Source organism: Serratia odorifera (genome assembly GCF_041448735.1).
Lineage (GTDB): Bacteria > Pseudomonadota > Gammaproteobacteria > Enterobacterales > Enterobacteriaceae > Serratia_F > Serratia_F odorifera.
Genome location: NZ_JBGMUT010000002.1, coordinates 506,781 through 526,902, shown reverse-complemented (window position 1 = coordinate 526,902; position 20,122 = coordinate 506,781). Strand labels below are relative to the sequence as shown.

The window sequence follows — 20,122 nt, the reverse complement described above, 5'->3', positions numbered from 1 at the left end:
AGCGTCACGCGCCGTGCTGCCCGCCAGGAAACGCTACGCGGGGATCGCCGCCGCTTTGGCACTGCGGCTCCATACCCGGTGTGCGGCCAGCGCCTGAATAAAGCGCTCCATCATCTCGCCTTTCACCGCCCTGGCCTCGATGACGCCCTCTTCTGCCTGCTCATTCCCATGCCACAGCGACTTCAATTGCAGCGCATCACCGCTCAGACCAATGACCTTGAGGTGCTTGTAAGCCTCCAGCAGATAATGCTGGGCATCACCGCTGCCTAGCAATGCAGCGGCCGCACCGTCAGGCACCAGTACCGCATCAACGGTAATGGAAGGTGCACCGGCGAAGGTGGCATCGATATGAATCTGCGAACCGTCGCTGCCCTGCAACACGCCCTGCGTAGCCGCCAGCAATTTAGCGTGCACGCCGCGTTTTTTCAGCTCTTTGAGCATGCTCAGCAGGTCATTGGATACCACACCCGCCCCCAACAACACGGCGACAACACGGCCTTTAACGCTACCGCCCGGCATGGCATACAGACTCAACGCCGGATCTTTTTGCAGGCCGTTGACCGGTTTCGGCGCTGGCGTTTTCAATACGCTGGCCGACAGGGTAATGCCCAGATTGAACGCCACCTTTTTCGCCAATGTGGTATCGATATGCGCCAGTTTTTCCACCACGCGCTGACGGATATAGGCGCGTGCCACTTTGCCCAGTTCAAACGAGAACGCATCAATGATGTGCTGCTGTTCTACCGGCGTCTGACTCAGCCAGAACAGCCGCGGCTGCGCATAATATTCCTGGAACGACTCGCTCCTTTCACGAATTTTATGCGCATCAATCCGCTCGGCGTAACTGGCAAAACCGCCGCCGCTAGCCGAGGGCGGCGTTTCTCGTGGCCAGTTATTGTTGATTGAATTCGGGCTGTAGTTGGCCGGATTGGTGTCGATATCCATCCGGTGCATGCCGTCGCGTTGCAAATTGTGATACGGGCAGGTCGGTCGGTTAATCGGTATTTCGTGGAAGTTCGGCCCACCCAGACGGCTGATCTGCGTATCGGTGTAGGAAAACAGGCGCCCTTGCAACAGCGGATCGTTAGTGAAATCAATCCCCGGCACAATATGCCCTGGGTGGAATGCCACCTGTTCGGTTTCGGCGAAGAAATTGTCAGGGTTGCGATCCAGCACCATTTTGCCGACCAGCTCTACCGGTACCAGTTCCTCCGGGATCAGCTTGGTGGCGTCCAGCAGATCAAAATCGAACTTGAACTCGTCTTCTTCCGGGATCAACTGTACTCCCAGCTGATATTCCGGGTAATCGCCGGCTTCGATAGCCTCCCACAGATCGCGGCGATGAAAATCGGCGTCCTTGCCCGCCAGTTTTTGCGCTTCGTCCCACAGTAGCGACGCTTTACCCGCCACTGGCTTCCAGTGGAAACGCACAAACGTGGCTTTGCCCTGAGCATTAACCAAGCGGAAGGTATGAATACCAAAACCTTCCATCGTCCGATAGCTGCGCGGAATACCGCGATCCGACATCGCCCAGATCACGTTATGCAGCGTTTCCGGCTGGAGCGAAACAAAATCCCAAAAACTGTCGTGGGCGCTGGCGCCCTGCGGGATTTCATTATGCGGTTCCGGTTTCACCGCATGCACGAAATCAGGAAACTTGATTGCGTCCTGAATGAAGAACACCGGCGTATTGTTGCCAACCAGATCGAATATGCCTTCCTGAGTATAAAACTTGGTGGCGAAACCGCGGATATCGCGCACCGTATCCGCCGAGCCGCGAGAGCCCTGCACCGTTGAGAAACGTACGTAAACCGGCGTTTTTTGCCCTTCATGTTGCAGGAAATCCGCTTTGCTCAGGTGCGCCAGGCTTTTATATAACTCAAAATAGCCATGCGCCGCCGAACCACGCGCATGCACAATGCGTTCTGGAATACGTTCATGGTCAAAATGCGTGATCTTCTCGCGCATGATGAAGTCTTCCAGCAGCGTCGGCCCACGCGCGCCAGCCTTCAGCGAGTTTTGATCGTCACCGATACGCGTCCCCTGGTTAGTGGTCAGCGGCTGTCGATCGTCATATTTGCGATTGATCTCTAACGCCTTGATTTTGGCACTGGCCGGCCCGGTTTTTTTCTTGCTGCCGGGCGCAGTCGGCTCTTTGCCTGGCGCGGTCGGTTTTGGGCTAGGTAAATGTGAATTATCTACCGGCGCGGTATCCCCCAAATGAATCTCATCTGCAGGATTGCCTGCCGATACTTTTTTCATTTTGGTGGTTTTATCCTGCGGTTTTGCAATAGGTTTTTTCGACATTGTTTCACCTTATCCAAACGTTGAGAAATAAAAGCCAACGCGGTTATATTCAGCCTTAAAGGGTAGACCAATATCCGTATGCACTCCAATCGGATAACGTAACGGAAAATAACGCTAACAGCACCATCACCTGACGAATAAAAAACATAAAACACCGCCACTTAGCGGCTAGGCTTCGCTATTTACCCAACTAACTGGTAATAGGCTGAAAGCACATTATAATTATTAAAAGCGCATTCATTGCGGAGGTGAAAATGCCTCGTAAATTCAAGCCATCCACGCCTCTCAGCATTGGCACGGAAATAGAACTCCAACTGATTGATATTAAAACCCTCAACCTGTCTGACAAGGCGGCGTTGATTGTCGCGGATATCAATGATAAAAAACACATTAAGCACGAATTAACGCGTTCAATGCTGGAAATCAACAGTTCGGTACATCTTCAGCTGACTGAGTTAAAACAGGAACTGGCAGCCCAGGTGCAACGTGTACGCGCCACCGCCCAGCGGCATCAGTGCGACGTCACCGGCGGCGGGCGCCACCTGTGCAATGACTGGAAAGATCAGCTGATTACCAATGCACAACGCTATAAAAAATTGGCGACGCGCTTCGGTTATATCAGCAAAATGGCCTGTGTGTTCGGCCAGCATATCCATATCGGCGTGAGCAACGGTGATGAATCGATATATTTATGCCACGCGCTAACGCCCTATTTCCCGCAACTTCTGGCACTTAGTGCATCTTCACCTTATTATCAGGGCGAAGATACGCTATTCGCCAGCTCTCGCTTCAGCGCGCAAAATTCCTTTCCCAACTATGGATGTATTGAAAAAATATATTCATGGCAGGAGTTTACTGAATATTACGACACGCTAACCTCTGCCGGCGTTATCGAAAGTATCAAGGACATCTATTGGGATGCGCGACCAAAACCGGAGCTTGGTACGGTAGAAATAAGAGTCTGTGACACGCCATTACATATTAGCCACGCGGCAAACCTGGTGGGATATTGTCGTTTAATTGCCCGTTATCTATTGAAAAATCGGCATGAAATCATCCCGGAATATAACGCGTTCTCCATGTACAACAAATTGAATGCCTGCCGTCATGGATTGCAGGCCGATTACGTCGATGCCCAAACGTTACAGCGTTGCAGCCTGGCCGAACATATCCTGACGACGCTGACCCGACTCCACCCAGAGGCCGTTGATGATGAGGAGCGCCAGTTGCTGCAAACGCTTGAACGTTTTGTCCGGCGTGGGGCCAATGATGCCGATAACATTCGCCGCTTGCTGGACAGTGGTTTAACACAGCCGGAGACCATCAAACGCATGTGCGACGCCCTGCTGGTGCCAATGAGTTAACTTTCAGCTATTGATTCCATACGCCAAAGCGTCTGTTCATTATGTGCGCTTTCCCTACAATATAGCTGAATGAAAAAACCGCACTTAACCATTATCGGGGGCACTTTATGTACAACTTTTCGCGCTATCAGGCCAAAGAACTGGCTTTGGCTTATATGAGCGGTAAACGGCATGATCTATCGCCGCAAGAATTCCTGCAACAGCTGAAAAACACCGAAAAATCATTTGACCATCTGCTCAAACACGGCTGTGAACCACGCGAGGTGCTGGTAAAAAGTTTTTAACCCGGCCAGCGCTACGCTGAATAACGGCCTGCTTTTCGCAACTCGCTAGCGTCTTTCGCCGGCGGCATGCCAAACAGCCGTGCGTATTCCCGGCTGAACTGCGACGGACTTTCATAACCCACGCTGAACGCTATGCTACCAACATCCCGCTGTTGCGCCACCAGCATATGGCGCGCCTGTTGCAGACGAATGCGCTTTTGATATTGCAATGGGCTGACACCGGTTACCGCTTTGAAGTGCCGGTGCAATGAGGATGGACTCATACCACAATCAGCCGCTAACTCAGCAATTTCAAACGGTTGTGCATAATGTTGATTGATCCATTGCGCCGCTCGATGCACCTGCCCCAGTCGGCTGTCAGGTACGGCAATTTGTCGCAACATCGCGCTCTGCTCGCCTTGCAACAGGCGGTAGAGGATTTCGCGTTCAATCAGCGGTGCCAGGGTCGAAACATCCTGTGGATGATCCAGTAACCGTAGCAGGCGTACGATCGGATCCAGCAAATCGGTGTTCAGGCTATGTACGGCGATTGCCGCGTTGGGACTTACGCCGACCGGGGCCGGCATGCCAATCGCCAGTGACGCTAATTGTGCACAATCCAATTCCAGTCCAAGGGCCAGATAGGGTTCGGTTTTGGTGGCGCAACACACCGCACCGCTCAGCGGCAGCGCCACAGAGGTAATCAGGTAATTTGCCGGATTATACTCAAACACCTTTTCCCCCAGCGAAGCGCGTTTCGCCCCTTGCGCCACAATGCAGACCATCGGCTGGTAAACCGCCGGGATCGCTGCGGTCAGACAATCGGATCGGGACAACATCACGCGAGGGATCGCCGTAATGTCGATCATCCCACGACAGTGCCTGTCGATTAAATCACCCAATTCATCAAGCTGCTGCATCTTTCTCTCCACTACGATTTGCCAGTTTTAGGCAAGAATCAGCCAGTAATTGGCACTGCCAGCCAGACGATGCCGCGCATACTGGACTCTGACTTTACAGAGAGGAACAACGTATGAGCAAGACATGGTTTATTACCGGCGCTTCCCGCGGGATCGGTGCCGAAATTGTCAAAGCGGCCCTGACGGCAGGCGATAACGTGGTGGCAGCAATGCGTAACCCCTCGCCGTCGCCCCCTGATGGCGAGCAACTGCTGACGGTCAGACTGGACGTCAGTCAGCCCGAGCAGATTACCCAGGCGCTGGCCGCCGCTAGCGCACGTTTTGGCAGGATTGATATATTAGTCAACAACGCCGGCTACGGTGAACTGGGGTTGTTCGAAGAAATTCCACCGCAGATGGCCGAGCAGCAGTTTGCCACCAATGTGTTCGGCCTGTTTAACGTCACGCGTGCCGTATTGCCACTGATGCGCGCCCAACGTGGCGGGATGATTTTTAATCTCTCGTCCATTGGCGGCATGGTCGGCGGTGCTGGCGCATCGCTGTACTGCAGCAGTAAATTTGCCGTGGAGGGATTTTCCGAATCGCTGGCGGCCGAAGTGGCGCAGTTCAACATTGCCGTTACGCTGATCGAGCCGGGCTATTTTCGCACCGACTTTCTTGATGATCGGTCGGTGCGCTTTGCCGCAGCCAGCATTGATGATTACCGTGCCCTGTCACAACAGTTCACCGACGGCATGCAACAGCGCAGCCATCGGCAAGCCGGCGACCCGAAGAAACTCGCTGATGCCATACTGCAACTCGCGGCAAGCGAACGCCCCCCGATACGCTTTCTCGCCGGCAGTGACGCGGTCGAGGTCGCGGAAAACAAAATCGCCACGCTGAGCCAGGAGCTGGCCGCCTACCGCCAGCTTTCCATCAGCACCGATGGCGAATTCTAAACGCCCCCTGCCCACCGCCTTGCGGGGCGGTGCGGCGGTTCCCCGCACAGGCTCCTGCGCGGCCAGCATCCATCGGGAAATGTTCGCCTCTGGATACGAATGTGCTTTAAATTCGCCTCTAGATACGAATTATTGACAAATTCGCCTCCAGGTGCGAATTTATTGTTCTCTGTCCCCTTGGTTCAACGCCTATGAAAGCACAACTTAGCGTTATTACCGGTGACCTGGTCAACTCGCGTCACGTCGATACCGCGCATTACATTGCGCAGTTACGCCATCTGCTCAACAAACTCCAGCAGGAAAACTGGCTACAGCATTTTGATATTTTCCGCGGTGATGCCTTCCAGGCGGAGTGTAAACCGGAACATGGCTTGCTGTTGGCGGTCTATCTGCGTGTCTCGCTAAAGGCCGGCAATGCCGAATGGGATGCGCGCATCGCCGTCGGACTCGGCAGCCGCAACGCAAGGCGCGCGGGTTATGGCAGTGCCTTCCTTAATTCTGGTAACGCCATGGACCAGATGACAAAAAGTTGCAAGCTGGCTCTGAAAATTGACAACCAGCGCGCCAACGCCATTGTCAACGATCTGCTGCCGATGCTAGATCATACCCTCAGCCGTTTGTCGCAGGCCGAAGCGCACGTCATGCAGGCACGCATGTTTGCCGACAGCAATGCGCAGGTAGCAAAAAAACTGCAAAAAGCAGCGTCCACCGTTTCTGCTACGCTAAAACGCGCGGCTTATGAAGAAACCATACGGTTCGTCGAGGCGATTAACAGGATCATTTAAGTATGGAAATCACCTACGCTCCTTTGTTGCTGTGGTTGTTGGTGGGCCATGTGATAGCCGACTTTCCGCTGCAACCGCTCAGTTGGGTGCAAGACAAGGCCAGGCATCGTGCCCGTTCGCGCTTATTGGTGTTACATGCGCTGATCCATGGCGCCGTGGCAGCATGGGTGGTCGCCGCCTTTGGCGGGATCTACGGCGGCATAACGGCCGTCGGGGTGCTGGCGGCACTGATTTTTATCAGTATTAGCCACTATTTGATTGATTTAATAAAGGTCACGCTATTGAGGCAGCTTCAGCACGTCGGCGGTTTTCTGCTCGATCAGGGCCTGCACCTGTTGATGCTGCTATTGCTATGGCTGTTTGTCACGCCAAATGCCTACATGCTAACCGCCATTGCGGCGCTGCCAGTGACCGGTTGGCATATTGGGCTGTTGGCATTGGCCTATTTGCTGATTTATATGCCGATGGGGATTCTGATTGGCCAGTTTCTGGCACGCTGGACTCCACAGATGCCACCGTCGGCCAAGGCAGACGACGACTCACTGTTACGCGCCGGCAAGCAGATCGGTTATTTGGAAAGGACGCTGATCCTGACTTTTGTGCTGATCGGCCAACTACCGGCCATCGGTTTTTTACTGGCGGCCAAATCAATCTTTCGCTTTGGTGATTTACGCCAAAGTGATGACAAAATGCGTACCGAGTACGTAATGCTCGGTACGCTGTTCTCATTTACCCTGACCATCATGCTCGGGCTGTTGATCAAGGCATTATGGTAGCCGTCGGGTAACGTTCGCGGCCCTCACCGTTAGAGCCATTCGCCGAAGCGGCGAATATAAAAACGCTTCATCAACTGCGCAACAACGCAGTAGCTGACCAGCGTGGCGACCAGCCATGGGAAGTATTCCCACGGCAGCGGCTGCAGGCCAACCCAGGCGCCCAATGGCGAAAAGGGAATATAAATACCGATCGCCATCACCAATCCGGTCATCAGCAGCACCGGCAATGCTGCGGTGCTCTGGATGAACGGAATTTTCTGAGTGCGCAGCATATGCACCACCAGCGTTTGCGACAACAGCCCTTCAATGAACCAGCCGGACTGGAACAGCGCCTGATGCTCAACGCTGTTGGCAGCAAACACGAACCACATCAAGGCGTAGGTGGTGATATCGAAAATCGACGAGGTCGGCCCAATCCATAGCATAAAACGACCAATGTTCTTGGCGTCCCACTTGCGTGGCTTGCGCAGAAATTCTTTATCCATCTTGTCCCATGGCAAAGACAGCTGCGAGATGTCGTACATCAGATTCTGAATCAGCAAATGAATCGCCAGCATCGGTAAAAATGGAATAAACGCGCTGGCAACCAACACCGAGAACACATTGCCAAAATTGGAACTGGCGGTCATGTTGAGATACTTGATGATATTGCCGAAGGTTTCGCGGCCCTTGATAACGCCCTGTTCCAGTACCATCAGGTTTTTTTCCAGCAGGATGATATCCGCCGACTCTTTGGCGATATCGGTAGCGGTATCCACCGAAATACCCACATCGGCATCACGCAGCGCCGGGGCGTCGTTAATACCATCGCCCAGAAAACCGACGGTGTGGCCATTTTCCTGCAACATTTTCAATACGCGTGATTTTTGCAACGGTGTCAGCTTGGTGAACAGGGTGCGCAACTCGACTTCATGCGCCAACTGGCGATCGTCCATTTGCTCGATTTCCGCCCCGGAAAGCGGCGTCCCCGGCTCCAGCCCCACATCGCGACAGATTTTGCTGGTAATCACCGGGTTGTCGCCGGTTAATACTTTCACCGCCACGCCGTTTTCCTGCAACGCCGCAATCGCCTGCTGAGCACTCTCCTTTGGCGGGTCGAGGAACGTCAGCAGCCCTTCGATCACCATATCGCACTCATCGGCTACGCTAAGCGGCAATTTACCGCCTGTTTCTCCCAGTTCGCGCGTCGCCAGCATCAAAACGCGAAAGCCGTCTTCATTATACCGAGTGGCCAGCGCCATCAGCGCCGCACGCCGCTCGTCGTCCAACGGCAAAGTCTGCTCACCGTCCCTCACCCAGGTGGCGATCTGCAACATTTCTTCTACCGCGCCTTTGCAGATCAACAGCGGCTGCCGGTTTTCCTCGCTGACCACGATCGACAGACGACGACGAATGAAATCAAACGGCAGTTCATCCAGCTTCCGGTAACGCCCTAATGCCTCAATGCCGGGTTTGTCGCGGCCAAAACGGATCACCGCCTGATCCATCAAATTTTTCATGCCACTCTGATGGACGCTGTTCAACCAGGCCAGTTGCAGCACCTGGCCATTGCTCGCTCCCGTCGTATCCAGGTGGTGTTCCAGAATGATGCGATCTTGCGTTAGCGTACCGGTTTTGTCGGTGCATAATACGTCCATCGCACCGAAGTTCTGAATGGCGTTCAGCCGCTTGACCACTACTTTGCGCCGCGACATGGCTATGGCGCCTTTCGCCAGGTTGGAACTGACAATCATCGGTAACATTTCCGGCGTCAGGCCAACCGCAACCGCCAAGGCAAACAGTGCCGCTTCGCCCCAGTCACCTTTGGTAAACCCGTTGATCAACAGCACTACCGGCACCATCACCAGCATAAAGCGGATCAGCAGCATGCTGACGCTGTTCACCCCACGGTCAAACGCGGTTTGCGAGCGGCTGCCGACGATCGACTTCGCCAGGGAGCCAAAATAGGTTTTGCCCCCGGTTGCCACGACCACCGCCGTGGCCGTGCCGCTGGCGACGTTGGTGCCCATCAGGCAGACGTTGGCCAGTTCCAGCAATTGACTTTCGTTGGTAACGTCGGTATCGCAGGACTTTTGGCTGACGCAGCCGAGAACGTCGTACTTTTCAATCGGGATCGCTTCGCCGGTCAGGATCGCCTGGCTGATAAACAAATCGCGAGACGTCAGCAAACGTACGTCTGCGGGTACCATATCGCCGGCTGACAGCTGAATGATATCGCCCGGCACCAGTTCACGGATCGGAACCTCCATGGTCAGCGGCTGACTGCTGAAGCTGCTGCGACGCAGCACCGTCGCAGTGGTGCGCACCAGGGATTTCAGCGTCTCGGCGGCCTTGTTGGTACGGTATTCCTGCCAGAAGCGCAGCAGGCCACTGAGGGTTACCATGATCAGAATGATGATTACGCCAGTGAGATCGGTTTCTTCACCGTGCCGGGCGGGCAACCAGTAGTCGGTAAAGAAACCGATCGCCGCCAACGCCATCAGTACAAAAATAAACGGATTGTTGAATGCGCTGACCAGTTGCACCAAGGCGTGCGGCGCTTTTTCATGCGCGACCTGGTTGGCACCAAAATACCCCAACCGTTCTTGCGCATCCTCTTGCGTCAGACCGATGCGATTGCAATTTAAATTGGCCAGGGTTTGATCAAGGCTGTTTGACGCCTCTTGAGCGATGACGTAGGGCTCGCGGCCTTTATTATGACGACGAGTCTTGTGATTAATATAGGACATAACGCTATTCTCTTTATTTATTACGCGCGCAGGCTCACCCCGCCCGAATAATAGGTGTCTTACACAGAAATTGATTTTTCTTTCGCGTTATTAGCAGCGAAATTACACGCTAAAAAAACGAATTAATAACGGTTCTGGGATGATCGTCCATGACGCCTCCTTATCACCGGCTACGGTGAATAAAGCAAGATCGGCTACTCGGCAGCCTCTGCCTGGCGCTGCCGCCATTACGCCGAGCAAAACTCAGCGTCGAGGCGCAGGCTGGCCTGGAGGGAAAAGACTAAAGCGGAACAGTGCCATAATAACGTCCGAATTGGATCTCCCAATACCGCGAGGCACTGGGCAGAATGAAAATACTCGGGGATGCACGACTCAGAAAACAGGGAGGGTGCCGCCCGCCGGTTAGGCAAGCAGCAAAATCAGAAGAGATTGGTCAGCTTGCCTTATTGATGTTATCGCAACTAAAACTGTCCAATTGATTTCTCCTGTGAAATTTTGAGCGAATTATAATGACGTAAGCCAATACTGTAAAGCGTAAATTATTAAACGAAATATAAACCCGAAAAATAATTTAGCGAACTATTCCGACCGCCGTAAATAATAGCGCAAAGCATAGCAGCCACTGTCGTCGTGGACTACGCTATGCGCATACCTTTTTTTCACCCTTGGGAGCATCCGATGAATACCCTGACGCATACGCTGCTTAGTGATATCTGGCAGAGCCTAGGCCATACAGAAACGCCGTTCGGGCAAGTGACCGTTACGGGCGTTGGCGAGCTAAGCTCGGAGTTTCCGGTGACCGAACTCGCCACCGCCAGTTGGGCCGCTGCTGGGCTGAGTTGCGCTCGTCTGCTGCAACAGCGTTACGCCAACGTGCCACAGGTATCTGTCGATCGGCGTTTGGCGTCATTGTGGTTTGGCTGGACCCTGCGCCCCGTCGGCTGGACGCTACCGGCTGCCTGGGATCCGTTGGCCGGCGACTATGCGACCTGCGATGGCTGGATCCGCCTACATACCAATGCCCCACGGCATCGTAAGGCAGTGGAGCAGGTTTTGGGCGAGCATCCCGACAAAGGATCACTGGCAGCAAGCGTGCAAAGTTGGCAGAAGTCCTCGCTGGAACAGGCGATCGTTGAAGCCGGCGGCTGCGCGGCGGAAATGCGCACCACCGAACAATGGCGGCAACACATACAGGGCAAAAGCGTGGCCATGGAACCACTGATCCATCAGTCGCTGCAAGCGGAAGTCGGCGCAGCGGATTGGCCGCTACCGACCGCACGGCCGTTGCAGGGGGTGCGCGTGCTGGATCTGACGCGCATTATCGCCGGCCCGGTCGCGACCCGCTTTCTCGCCGGCCTCGGAGCCGACGTTTTACGCATCGATCCCTACGGCTGGGATGAACCCGGCGCGGAGCACGAAGTGACGCTCGGCAAGCGCTGCGCCCGCTTGAATCTGCACAATACGCACGATCGAACGACCTTCGAGCAGTTGTTAAGCCAGGCCGACGTGCTGGTACACGGCTATCGCGCCGGCGCGTTGGAAAAGCTGGGCTACGACACGGAACAACGGCGCACACTGTCTCCCGGGCTGATAGATGTCTGCCTGAATGCCTATGGCTGGAGCGGCCCCTGGCGCAGCCGTCGCGGCTTCGACAGCCTGGTGCAAATGAGTTGCGGACTGGCGGCGGAAGGCATGGTCTGGAGTACCTGCGATATGCCACTGCCACTGCCGGTACAGGCATTGGATCACGCCACCGGTTATATGATGGCCGCCGCGGTGCTGGAGGGAATGTGCCAGCGGCTGGCGCGGGGCACCGGCTACAGCGCCCGGCTGTCACTGGCGAGAACCGCGCAACTGCTGTTTGACAATCCGCATCCGCAGCATCACGTGCTTTCCCCGCTGCAACCGGCACGGCTGGAGGATGAAAATCCCGAGATCGAACTGACGACGTGGGGGGCAGCGCAGCGCTTGCAGGCTCCGCTACGGTTGGATGGCACCGCGCTACAGTGGGCGCGGCCGGCGAATGCACTGGGCAGCGCAAAGGCCGAATGGCTGCGCCGCTGAATCAGCGCACCTGCTGCTGTAACCACAGCAACAGGGTCTGTACCGCCGGATTGTCGGCGGCTGATTGCGACCAGACAAAATAGAAGTCGCTGTCCTGCGGTTGCCACGCGGCGCCCAGCGCCACCAGTCGCCCCGCCGCCAGCGCGTCTTGTACCAACAGGCTTTTCACCAGCGCGATGCCAAATCCCTGCTCGGCGGCACGGATCAACAGACCGGCGTCGTTGAACGACGCCAGCGCGGGGCCTGGCTCGGCCAACCCCTGCGCCTGAAACCAGCCGCGCCACGGCGTGACATCGTGTTCCAACAGCGGCAGCGTTTCCGCCCCCTGCTGCAAAGCCGATTGCCATTGTTGCGCCAGTAGCGGGGTCGCCACCGGCAGCACTTCACCGGCGGCAATCCACTGCGCGTGGACTCCCGGCCACTGCCCTTTGCCGATGCGGATCGCACCGTCAAAACCCTGCTGCGCCAGATCCTGTACCACCAGCGACGCATCGATATCCAGCACAATATCCGCATGCGTCTGGCGGAAAACATGCAGGCGCGGCAACAGCCAGTAATGCGCAAACGACGGCAGCACGCTGATACGTAACGTTTGGCTGGCGGCAATGCGCCGCACCCGCGTGACGCCGTGTTGCAGAGCCTGCAACGCCGGTTCCGCAATCGCCAGCAGCTCTCGGCCGGCGGCGTTCAGCCGTATGCCGCGCCCAAGGCGGTCAAACAGCGGACAGCCCAACGCGTGCTCAAGTTGCTGGATCTGCTGGCTGACCGCGCCGTGCGTCAAATGAATCTGTTGCGCCGTAGCGCGCAGGTTTTCCAGCCGAGCGGCAATAACGAACGTCGGCAGCAGGTGCAACGGTAATCGCTCATTCACATTGGTTAGCCTTTCTATCCAAAACAGGTATTTTTTATCGATTATCGACGGCTGGCAATAGCGATAAGCTCTTTCTATCATTTTTATCAGGAGAAACGCCATGCACCCGGTTTTGCAACAGGATTTAACCCAGTTACCGCTGATACTTGAACGTACCCGCCAGTGGTCGGAAGATTTTCTGTCCAGTCTGAGCGAACGCTCAGTCTGCCCGCCAATGGCGAGCCAGCAGGTAAACAATGACGATCGGCTTCTGGCAGAAGATGGCGACGGCGCGCTCGCCGCTCTGGAGCACTTTTGGCACCATTATGCCGACGGCATTTCCGCCAGCGCCGGGCCGCGCTATTTCGGTTTTGTCACCGGCGGCGGGACGCCGGCCGCATTGGCCGCCGACTGGTTGGTTAGCGTTATCGACCAGAATAGCCTGCTCAGCCATGACACCGTTGCGGCAGCGATAGAACTGGCAACGGTGGAACAATTAAAATCACTGCTCGGCCTGCCGGCAGCATTCAATGGCAGTTTTGTCAGCGGCGCCACCATGGCCAATTTTACCGGCCTGGCCATCGGCCGCCAATGGCTCGGTTTACAACGCGGCATCGACGTCGCCGAACAGGGCGTAGCAGCTCTGGGACCGATCCGCGTGCTGTCAGCCAACCCGCATTCCAGCAGCGTGAAAGCACTCAGCATGCTGGGCATCGGCCGAGAAGCGCTGAAAATCGTCGGCACGTTGCCGAACGCCGAAGCCATCGACGTTGATGCGCTGGCCCGCTGCCTGGCCGAACAGCCTGATATGCCGACGCTGGTGTTGGCCAGTGCCGGCACGGTGAACACCGTCGCCTACGATAACCTGCCGCAGTTGCTGGCGCTGCGTGAACGTTATCCGTTCTGGCTGCACGTGGATGCGGCCTTCGGCGGCGTGGCGGCCTGTTCTCCCGAATTTGCCCCGTTGCTGGAGGGCTGGCAGCAGGCAGACTCCATTACCGTAGATGCCCATAAGTGGCTTAACGTGCCGTATGACAGCGCCATTCAATTTACCCGCCATCTGGCATTGCAGATGCAGGTGTTTCAAAACCATTCATCGTATCTGGAAGCGCCAACCTTGCGCCCGGACAATTACCTGCATCTAACGCCAGAAAACTCACGCCGCTTTCGCGCCCTGCCGCTGTGGATGGCGTTGAAGGCCTATGGCCGCAGCGGCATGCGCGATATGGTGGAACGCAACGTGAAGCTGGCACGGCAGTTGGGTGCCGAACTGGCGACCAGCGAAGGGTTCCGCCTGCTGGCGCCGGTAAATCTTAACGTGGTGTGTTTTGCACTCGAGGGCGTCGACGGCGACGCGCTAGCGGCCCGAGATGGTTTTCTTGAACGTCTGGATCAGCAGGGCGTGGTGCGCTGTACCCCGACCCTGTTTGACGGTCAGGCCGGGATACGCGCCGCGCTGGTCAACTGGATGACGCAAGAACAGGATATTACGCTCGCGCTGAACTCGCTGCGTGCCTGTCGACAGGAAGCCGGTTAATCACCCAGGCCAGTCGCCCCCTTGCGATACTGCAACGGCGTCTGGCCAAGCATTTTCTTAAAACAGCTGATGAAGTACGGTGCATCGGCAAACCCCACCGCAGCGGCGATTTGACCGATGGCAAGATCGCTGCTGCGCAACAGTTCGCAGGCCCGCTTGACGCGACGCGTCAACAGATATTCCTGAATGGTGCTGCCGGTTTCACGGCTGAACAACCGCGACAGGTAGCTTTTTGAGCGCCCCAGATCTGCCGCCAGACGCGCCAGAGAAAACTTATGCTGATAGTTTTCTTCCACCCACTGCATGATACGCGCCGGACTTCCCTGAGAGATTTTCAGCGCTTCGCCTTCTTTTTCCGGCAGAAACGCCATCATTTCCAGCGCCAGGAATGCCACATCCTCCAACTGATGGCTGCCCGTCAGGTAGCGCTGATTAAAGCGATCCAGAACGGTTTCCACCTGCAGCTGGCAATCAGCCAGATCGCAGATAAATGCATTACTCTGGCTGTAGCACAACCGCTGGAACTGCGCGCGCCGCTGGGGAAAAGGCTGCAAGAAGTGTTCGATCACCGTGTGCTCGAGATGTAGCGTGGTACGGTGATAGTGATTAGCGTCGTTTTGCTCGACAAACACCTTATGCAGTTTGAACGGCGGGAAGATAAACAGCCGCCCAGGCCGCAGCGTGTACTGCTGGTTATCGACGATCGCAATGCCGTATCCCCGGCTGACAAACAGCATTTCCAGACACTGATGCCAATGAAAATAGTTGGCGCTACCGCTGTTCATGCGGTTAAAGCTGATAAAGCGTTCGTTCAGCGCAATGCGCTCCAGATAGTTTTGCCCAGCCATATGCCCCACCACAACCGTTTAATATTTTCCCCGCGTTTTTTGCAATTTAAGGCCTTTTTCGCCGTTTTTTTCAACGTTGGTTTTAAATAAAAGGCAATTTTGTGACCGCCATAACAATTGAAACGCAGTTTTAATTTATATTTCTTCCGCAAGTCAGTTCGCAAAAACATGCGGTCATCGCCGATTAACCCACTGATACACCAATGGATTTGGAGAATATCATGCATCACAGATCCGATCATTGTCCTAACCCGCTGGCAACGCGTAGCGATATGCAACGCGCGGCGAAGCAACTGCTGGCTGCGGTAACGCCCTACTGTTCAGCGGGGCAAAGCGGCATTGCACTGGGTAACTTTACCGCGCATTACGGTGCCAAAGTGGCGGAAATGGAGGGACTGTCACGCATGCTGTGGGGCATTTTCCCTCTGTTGGCCGGTGGCGATGAACTGGATGATTGGGAATTTTATCGCAGCGCGATGATTAACGGCAGTGACCCACAGCACGCGGCTTATTGGGGCGATATCGCCGAGTTCGACCAGCGGGTGGTGGAAATGGCGGCGTTTGGCGTCGGGTTGGCGTTGATGAAAGGCCGGCTGTTGTCTCAGTTCAACAGCCCCCAGCAACAGAACCTGATCGCCTGGTTGCAGCAAAGCGCGACGGCGATAATTCCGAACAACAACTGGAACTACTTCCCCATTATGGTGCAAATGGGCTTTAAGCAAGCCGGTTTGCCCTACGATGCCACGCTGATCGCTGCCCAGTTCGACAAAATGGAAGCGTATTATCTTGGCGGTGGCTGGTATGCCGACGGACCGGGACGCCCGCGCGATTATTATATTTCGATGGCATTCCATTACTACGGCTTGCTGTATGCCGCGCTGATGGCCGATGTCGATCCACAGCGCGCCCAGTGTCTGCGTGAGCGCGCGCGTTGCTTTGCCGAGGACTTTATTTACCTGTTTGCCGCCGACGGCTCTGCGGTGCCGTTCGGCCGCAGCCTGACCTACCGTTTTGCCGAGGCGGCCTTCTGGAGTGCGGTGGCATTTGCCGAACTTGACGTTTTCGACATGGGAACGGTGAAGGGGCTGATTCTACGCCATCTGCGCTGGTGGCTGGCACAGCCTATTTTTGATCGCGACGGCGTACTGAGCGTCGGTTATGCCTATCCCAATCTGGCCATGGCCGAGGACTACAACGCGCCGGGATCGCCATACTGGGCCTGCAAACTGTTTCTGGTGCTGGCACTGCCAGCACAGCACGCCTTTTGGCAAGCCACAGAGCGGCCATTGCCCCGGCTGGCACGCCAGCGCAGCATTCCACAGGCCGCCCAGATCCTGGTACACGACGCCGAGGCAGAACACGTTTACATGCTGACCTCCGGTCAGCTGGAGCTGAACAATTACGTCAATACCGAAGCCAAGTACACCAAGTTTGCCTATTCCAACCTGTTTGGCTTCACCATTGAACGCGGCCGTTACGCGCTCAACCACGCGGCCGGCGATTCCATGTTGCTGCTGGCAGAACAGGACGGCTACTACCGTGGTCGACGAGAGTGCAGCGCGGTAGCAACCCATGCGGATTACATCGTCAGCCACTGGAGGCCGTGGCACGACGTCGCCATTACCACCTGGCTGGTTGCCTGTGGTGACTGGCACCTGCGGGTTCACCACATCAACAGCGCGCGCACGCTGCACAGCGCAGAAGGCGGCTTTGCCGTGCCCTATCGCCGCACGACGCCGTGCCACTGCGCCGACGGCATCAGCAGCATCGACGACGTTGATGGGTTCAGTACGCTGCACGATCTCGGCCCGCTGGGGCATCGAACCGCCACCACCGTCATCACACCGCCCAACAGTAATATTCTGTTCGCCGAAACCGCAGCCATTCCGACGCTGGTTCATACGCTGATGCCGGGCGAACACTGGCTGGTTTGCGCCGCCGCCGCCCATCGCCACGCCGCCCGGCTGCGCGATGCGCAACCGGGTTGCCATATTGACGAAACCCAGATCGTCGTAACCACGCCACAACGCACGCTGACCATAGCGCGTTAACCATAACAATACACATCTGCTCTACAGGAGTTGATATGAATGCCCTCACCACGCCGACCAAATCGGCTTATTACAAGATGAGCAGTTTTATTTTCCTGTATTTTTTCACCTGGTCGGCCAGCTTCGGACTGTATGCGCTGTGGCTGGCTCAAAAAGCCGGACTGGACAGCGTTACCATCGGCAGCGTGTTTGCCGTCAACGGCATTTTTGCGGTGATCATGAAGCCGGTTTACGGCTACATCATGGATAAAATCGGCATGAGTAAAAATCTGCTGTATTTCGTGGTGTTGACCTCGGTCTTGATGGCGCCGTTTTTCATTTATGTCTATCAACCGCTGCTCGCCAGCCACACGCCGATCGGTATCATCATCGGTGCGTTGTATCTCAGCCTCGGCTGGTACGCCGGGGTGGCGGCATCGGAATCCTACGCCGATCGCTTCAGCCGGCTGTATGGGCTGGAGTTCGGCCAGATACGCATGTGGGGATCGCTGGGCTGGGCATTGGCCGCATCGTTTTCCGGTCTGCTGTTCAATATCTCGCCGGCGATGAATTTCATGCTCAGCAGCGCGACCTCGCTGCTGATGTTGGCGGTGCTGCTCAGTTTGCGTATCGGCGAAGCGCAATTGCGCAATAACGATGTCATCGCGCAAGAAAAAATCGTCTTTGCCGACGTCATCATGCTGCTGAAGAACCGCAAGTTCTGGATGTTCAGTCTGTACGTCGCCGGCGTCGCCTGGATGATGTTTATCGCCGAACAACAGTTTCCGCGCTATTTCGTTTCTTTCTTTGACAGCCAGGCGCAGGGCAATGCCATGTACGGCTATCTGAGCACCGTACAGTCCGGCCTCGAATTCCTGATGATGATGGCGATCCCGTTTCTGGTTAACCATTTCGGTGCCAAAAAAGGATTGCTGTTTACCGGTGTGCTGGTCGGCGCACGCCTGATCGCCTCCGGCCTGACCAGCGATCCGATCGTGATTTCGATTATCAAACCGTTTTACGGCATGGAAATTTCGATGCTGCTGATTTCGGTATTCAAATACATTGCCGAACACTTCAGCAAGCGCGTCAATGCCACCATGTACCTGCTGGGCTATCAGGCGATGATCTACGTCGGTTCGATCGTCATCGCACCGCCAGCCGGCTATCTGTATGACCGCATCGGTTTTGAGCACACCTATCTGATCATGGGCTGTATCGCCCTGCTGTTCACCGGCGTTTCAGCGTTTACGCTGTCCAGTTGCCAAAGCAAACGGCCGGTACGTGCAGCGCCGTCGCTGGCGAAGAACGCCGATCTCACCACATTGAAACGATAATCTGCCGTAAAAGGAAAACCAGCATGTCCGTATCCGTCACTCACGAAAAGTTGCGTCCCATTGAACTGCATCAACTTGACCGCGCCGCGCTAACACAGCGCTTAAATGCGGCTCGGCACCGCGTGCTGAACAAAATCGATCGCAATATGGCGCGTTTTGGCGAACGTTTTCCCGGAGAAACCTGTATCGATGGCCGTTATCCGCTGACGGAAAACGTCGAATGGACCACCAGCTTCTGGACTGGTCAGCTATGGCTGGCGTTCGAACTGACCGGCGATGACAAATATCGCCGTGCCGCCGAGGTTAACGTGCTGTCGTTTGGCGAACGCATCACCCGCCGTCAGGATACCGCTACTCACGATCTGGGATTTCTGTATACGTTGTCGTGCGTCAGCGCCTGGCGGCTGACCGGTAACCGCCCGGCGCGCGGCTTTTCGCTACTGGCCGCAGAAGCCTTGCTGGAACGCTACAATCCTCAGGCCGGCATTATCCAGGCCTGGGGCGACCTGCACGATCCCGAACAGGCCGGACGCATGATCATCGACTGCAATATGAACCTGCCGCTGCTGTACTGGGCAAGCGAGCAGACCGGCGATCCACGCTTTGCCGATGCCGCCCGTCGCCATGCAGCCCAGGCGGCGCGTTACATCGTGCGGCCGGATGCCTCCACCTATCACACCTACTATATGGATACCGTCACCGGGGAGCCGCGTTACGGTAATACCCACCAGGGCTACGCCGATGATTCCTGTTGGTCACGCGGCCAGGCCTGGGGGATTTACGGTTTCCTGCTGAGCTTCGCCTACAGCGGTGAACGCCAGATGGTCGATCTGGCCAAGCGGCTGGCAAATTACTTCATCAACCGCTTACCGCAAGATGAGGTGTGTCATTGGGATCTGGCACTGCTGGGCACCGATCAGCCGCGCGACAGTTCGGCGGCGGCCATTGCAGTGTGCGGCCTGCTGGAACTGGTCAGTCAGTTACCGCTGCTGGACGCCGAGCGCGCCAGCTATGAAGAAATGGCGTTGCGCATCATGGCATCACTGACCGAGAACTATCTGGCACAGGACGACGAACCCATCGACGGGCTGCTGAAGCATTCGGTATACCATATGGCCAGCGGCAAAGGCGTTGATGAGTGCTGCAGCTGGGGGGACTACTTCTATCTGGAAGCCCTGACGCGGCTGACGCAGAGCTGGAAACGCTATTGGTAGCCGAGTCTGCCCCTGAACGCATCATGCACGCTAGCCGGCCGGTATCCTTCTTGCTGAGGGATACCGGCAACCCGCTACGACAACAGTTCAGAAAAACCAATTAATCCACAGGTTCCTCGCGGCTGACACCGCACGCTGACGGCGAAAAAAGGCTATCCGC

General features: G+C 56.0%; 16 protein-coding genes. 10 read left to right on the top strand and 6 right to left on the bottom strand.

Translation table 11 applies throughout. From position 1 onward, the window contains the following. Nucleotides 1-33: 33 nt before the first annotated feature. Complete coding sequence (katE, locus tag ACCC84_RS08550) at nt 34-2,307, bottom strand: catalase HPII (RefSeq protein ID WP_198772948.1); 2,274 nt, start codon at nt 2,305-2,307, stop codon at nt 34-36. Nucleotides 2,308-2,561: 254 nt separating this feature from the next. Here katE and ACCC84_RS08545 point away from each other — a divergent pair, with 254 nt between their 5' ends. After that, nucleotides 2,562-3,671, top strand: a complete 1,110-nt coding sequence (locus tag ACCC84_RS08545; protein ID WP_004961312.1) for a YbdK family carboxylate-amine ligase — start codon at nt 2,562-2,564, stop codon at nt 3,669-3,671. A 107-nt stretch (nt 3,672-3,778) separates the two neighbouring features. Next, complete coding sequence (locus tag ACCC84_RS08540) at nt 3,779-3,955, top strand: hypothetical protein (protein WP_004961310.1); 177 nt, start codon at nt 3,779-3,781, stop codon at nt 3,953-3,955. A gap of 11 nt (nt 3,956-3,966) precedes the next feature. Here the strand turns inward: ACCC84_RS08540 and ACCC84_RS08535 are convergent, their stop codons facing one another. Continuing rightward, nucleotides 3,967-4,854, bottom strand: coding sequence for an AraC family transcriptional regulator (locus ACCC84_RS08535; protein WP_004961308.1), 888 nt, complete (start codon nt 4,852-4,854; stop codon nt 3,967-3,969). A gap of 113 nt (nt 4,855-4,967) precedes the next feature. Here ACCC84_RS08535 and ACCC84_RS08530 point away from each other — a divergent pair, with 113 nt between their 5' ends. From ACCC84_RS08530 to ACCC84_RS08520, 3 genes are all read left to right on the top strand, one after another. Further along, nucleotides 4,968-5,792, top strand: coding sequence for an oxidoreductase (locus tag ACCC84_RS08530; protein WP_004961306.1), 825 nt, complete (start codon nt 4,968-4,970; stop codon nt 5,790-5,792). 191 nt (nt 5,793-5,983) lie between these two features. Beyond that, nucleotides 5,984-6,577 (top strand): hypothetical protein, encoded by a 594-nt coding sequence (locus tag ACCC84_RS08525; protein WP_004961304.1) that lies wholly within the window; start codon nt 5,984-5,986, stop codon nt 6,575-6,577. Between the two features lie 2 nt (nt 6,578-6,579). Further along, entirely contained in the window at nt 6,580-7,353 is a 774-nt protein-coding gene (locus ACCC84_RS08520; protein WP_088499728.1) for a DUF3307 domain-containing protein, read from the top strand. 29 nt (nt 7,354-7,382) lie between these two features. On the opposite strand, the gene mgtA is transcribed toward ACCC84_RS08520, so the two are convergent. Next, nucleotides 7,383-10,082 (bottom strand): magnesium-translocating P-type ATPase, encoded by a 2,700-nt coding sequence (mgtA, locus tag ACCC84_RS08515; RefSeq protein WP_004961300.1) that lies wholly within the window; start codon nt 10,080-10,082, stop codon nt 7,383-7,385. 678 nt (nt 10,083-10,760) lie between these two features. On the opposite strand from mgtA, the gene ACCC84_RS08510 reads away from it, so the two are divergent. Next, nucleotides 10,761-12,146: a CoA transferase gene (locus tag ACCC84_RS08510; protein ID WP_198772949.1), complete on the top strand. Its 1,386-nt coding sequence runs from the start codon at nt 10,761-10,763 to the stop codon at nt 12,144-12,146. A 1-nt stretch (nt 12,147) separates the two neighbouring features. Here the strand turns inward: ACCC84_RS08510 and ACCC84_RS08505 are convergent, their stop codons facing one another. After that, nucleotides 12,148-13,119 (bottom strand): LysR substrate-binding domain-containing protein, encoded by a 972-nt coding sequence (locus ACCC84_RS08505; protein ID WP_004961296.1) that lies wholly within the window; start codon nt 13,117-13,119, stop codon nt 12,148-12,150. On the opposite strand from ACCC84_RS08505, the gene ACCC84_RS08500 reads away from it, so the two are divergent. Next, complete coding sequence (locus ACCC84_RS08500) at nt 13,118-14,533, top strand: pyridoxal phosphate-dependent decarboxylase family protein (RefSeq protein ID WP_371901742.1); 1,416 nt, start codon at nt 13,118-13,120, stop codon at nt 14,531-14,533. The genes ACCC84_RS08505 and ACCC84_RS08500 overlap by 2 nt on opposite strands. On the opposite strand, the gene ACCC84_RS08495 is transcribed toward ACCC84_RS08500, so the two are convergent. Together ACCC84_RS08495 and ACCC84_RS08490 are read right to left on the bottom strand one after the other, a co-directional pair. Next, entirely contained in the window at nt 14,530-15,381 is an 852-nt protein-coding gene (locus tag ACCC84_RS08495) for an AraC family transcriptional regulator (protein WP_198772951.1), read from the bottom strand. The two genes, ACCC84_RS08500 and ACCC84_RS08495, sit on opposite strands and share 4 nt — an antisense overlap. After that, nucleotides 15,345-15,608, bottom strand: coding sequence for a hypothetical protein (locus ACCC84_RS08490; protein WP_039991958.1), 264 nt, complete (start codon nt 15,606-15,608; stop codon nt 15,345-15,347). The genes ACCC84_RS08495 and ACCC84_RS08490 overlap by 37 nt, the downstream gene beginning before the upstream one ends. Here ACCC84_RS08490 and ACCC84_RS08485 point away from each other — a divergent pair. From ACCC84_RS08485 to ACCC84_RS08475, 3 genes are read left to right on the top strand one after another with little or no spacing between them, the layout of a single operon-like run. Beyond that, the gene (locus ACCC84_RS08485) at nt 15,603-17,432 is read left to right on the top strand and encodes a DUF2264 domain-containing protein (RefSeq protein ID WP_273871498.1); all 1,830 of its coding nucleotides are present in this window, start codon (nt 15,603-15,605) and stop codon (nt 17,430-17,432) included. The genes ACCC84_RS08490 and ACCC84_RS08485 overlap by 6 nt on opposite strands. Nucleotides 17,433-17,467: 35 nt before the next feature. Further along, on the top strand, nt 17,468-18,748 hold the full coding sequence (locus tag ACCC84_RS08480; protein WP_004961286.1) for an oligosaccharide MFS transporter: 1,281 nt from the start codon (nt 17,468-17,470) through the stop codon (nt 18,746-18,748). Nucleotides 18,749-18,771: 23 nt separating this feature from the next. Next, the gene (locus ACCC84_RS08475; RefSeq protein ID WP_004961284.1) at nt 18,772-19,962 is read left to right on the top strand and encodes a glycoside hydrolase family 88 protein; all 1,191 of its coding nucleotides are present in this window, start codon (nt 18,772-18,774) and stop codon (nt 19,960-19,962) included. The last annotated feature ends 160 nt before the right edge of the window (nt 19,963-20,122 follow it).

What these genes read in the sequence shown, in the direction of transcription:
- katE (WP_198772948.1), bottom strand. Translation starts at nt 2,307, where the DNA reads ATGTCGAAAAAACCTATTGCAAAACCGCAGGATAAAACCACCAAAATG.
- ACCC84_RS08545 (WP_004961312.1), top strand. Translation starts at nt 2,562, where the DNA reads ATGCCTCGTAAATTCAAGCCATCCACGCCTCTCAGCATTGGCACGGAA.
- ACCC84_RS08540 (WP_004961310.1), top strand. Translation starts at nt 3,779, where the DNA reads ATGTACAACTTTTCGCGCTATCAGGCCAAAGAACTGGCTTTGGCTTAT.
- ACCC84_RS08535 (WP_004961308.1), bottom strand. Translation starts at nt 4,854, where the DNA reads ATGCAGCAGCTTGATGAATTGGGTGATTTAATCGACAGGCACTGTCGT.
- ACCC84_RS08530 (WP_004961306.1), top strand. Translation starts at nt 4,968, where the DNA reads ATGAGCAAGACATGGTTTATTACCGGCGCTTCCCGCGGGATCGGTGCC.
- ACCC84_RS08525 (WP_004961304.1), top strand. Translation starts at nt 5,984, where the DNA reads ATGAAAGCACAACTTAGCGTTATTACCGGTGACCTGGTCAACTCGCGT.
- ACCC84_RS08520 (WP_088499728.1), top strand. Translation starts at nt 6,580, where the DNA reads ATGGAAATCACCTACGCTCCTTTGTTGCTGTGGTTGTTGGTGGGCCAT.
- mgtA (WP_004961300.1), bottom strand. Translation starts at nt 10,082, where the DNA reads ATGTCCTATATTAATCACAAGACTCGTCGTCATAATAAAGGCCGCGAG.
- ACCC84_RS08510 (WP_198772949.1), top strand. Translation starts at nt 10,761, where the DNA reads ATGAATACCCTGACGCATACGCTGCTTAGTGATATCTGGCAGAGCCTA.
- ACCC84_RS08500 (WP_371901742.1), top strand. Translation starts at nt 13,118, where the DNA reads ATGCACCCGGTTTTGCAACAGGATTTAACCCAGTTACCGCTGATACTT.
- ACCC84_RS08505 (WP_004961296.1), bottom strand. Translation starts at nt 13,119, where the DNA reads ATGGCGTTTCTCCTGATAAAAATGATAGAAAGAGCTTATCGCTATTGC.
- ACCC84_RS08495 (WP_198772951.1), bottom strand. Translation starts at nt 15,381, where the DNA reads ATGGCTGGGCAAAACTATCTGGAGCGCATTGCGCTGAACGAACGCTTT.
- ACCC84_RS08485 (WP_273871498.1), top strand. Translation starts at nt 15,603, where the DNA reads ATGCATCACAGATCCGATCATTGTCCTAACCCGCTGGCAACGCGTAGC.
- ACCC84_RS08490 (WP_039991958.1), bottom strand. Translation starts at nt 15,608, where the DNA reads ATGCATGATATTCTCCAAATCCATTGGTGTATCAGTGGGTTAATCGGC.
- ACCC84_RS08480 (WP_004961286.1), top strand. Translation starts at nt 17,468, where the DNA reads ATGAATGCCCTCACCACGCCGACCAAATCGGCTTATTACAAGATGAGC.
- ACCC84_RS08475 (WP_004961284.1), top strand. Translation starts at nt 18,772, where the DNA reads ATGTCCGTATCCGTCACTCACGAAAAGTTGCGTCCCATTGAACTGCAT.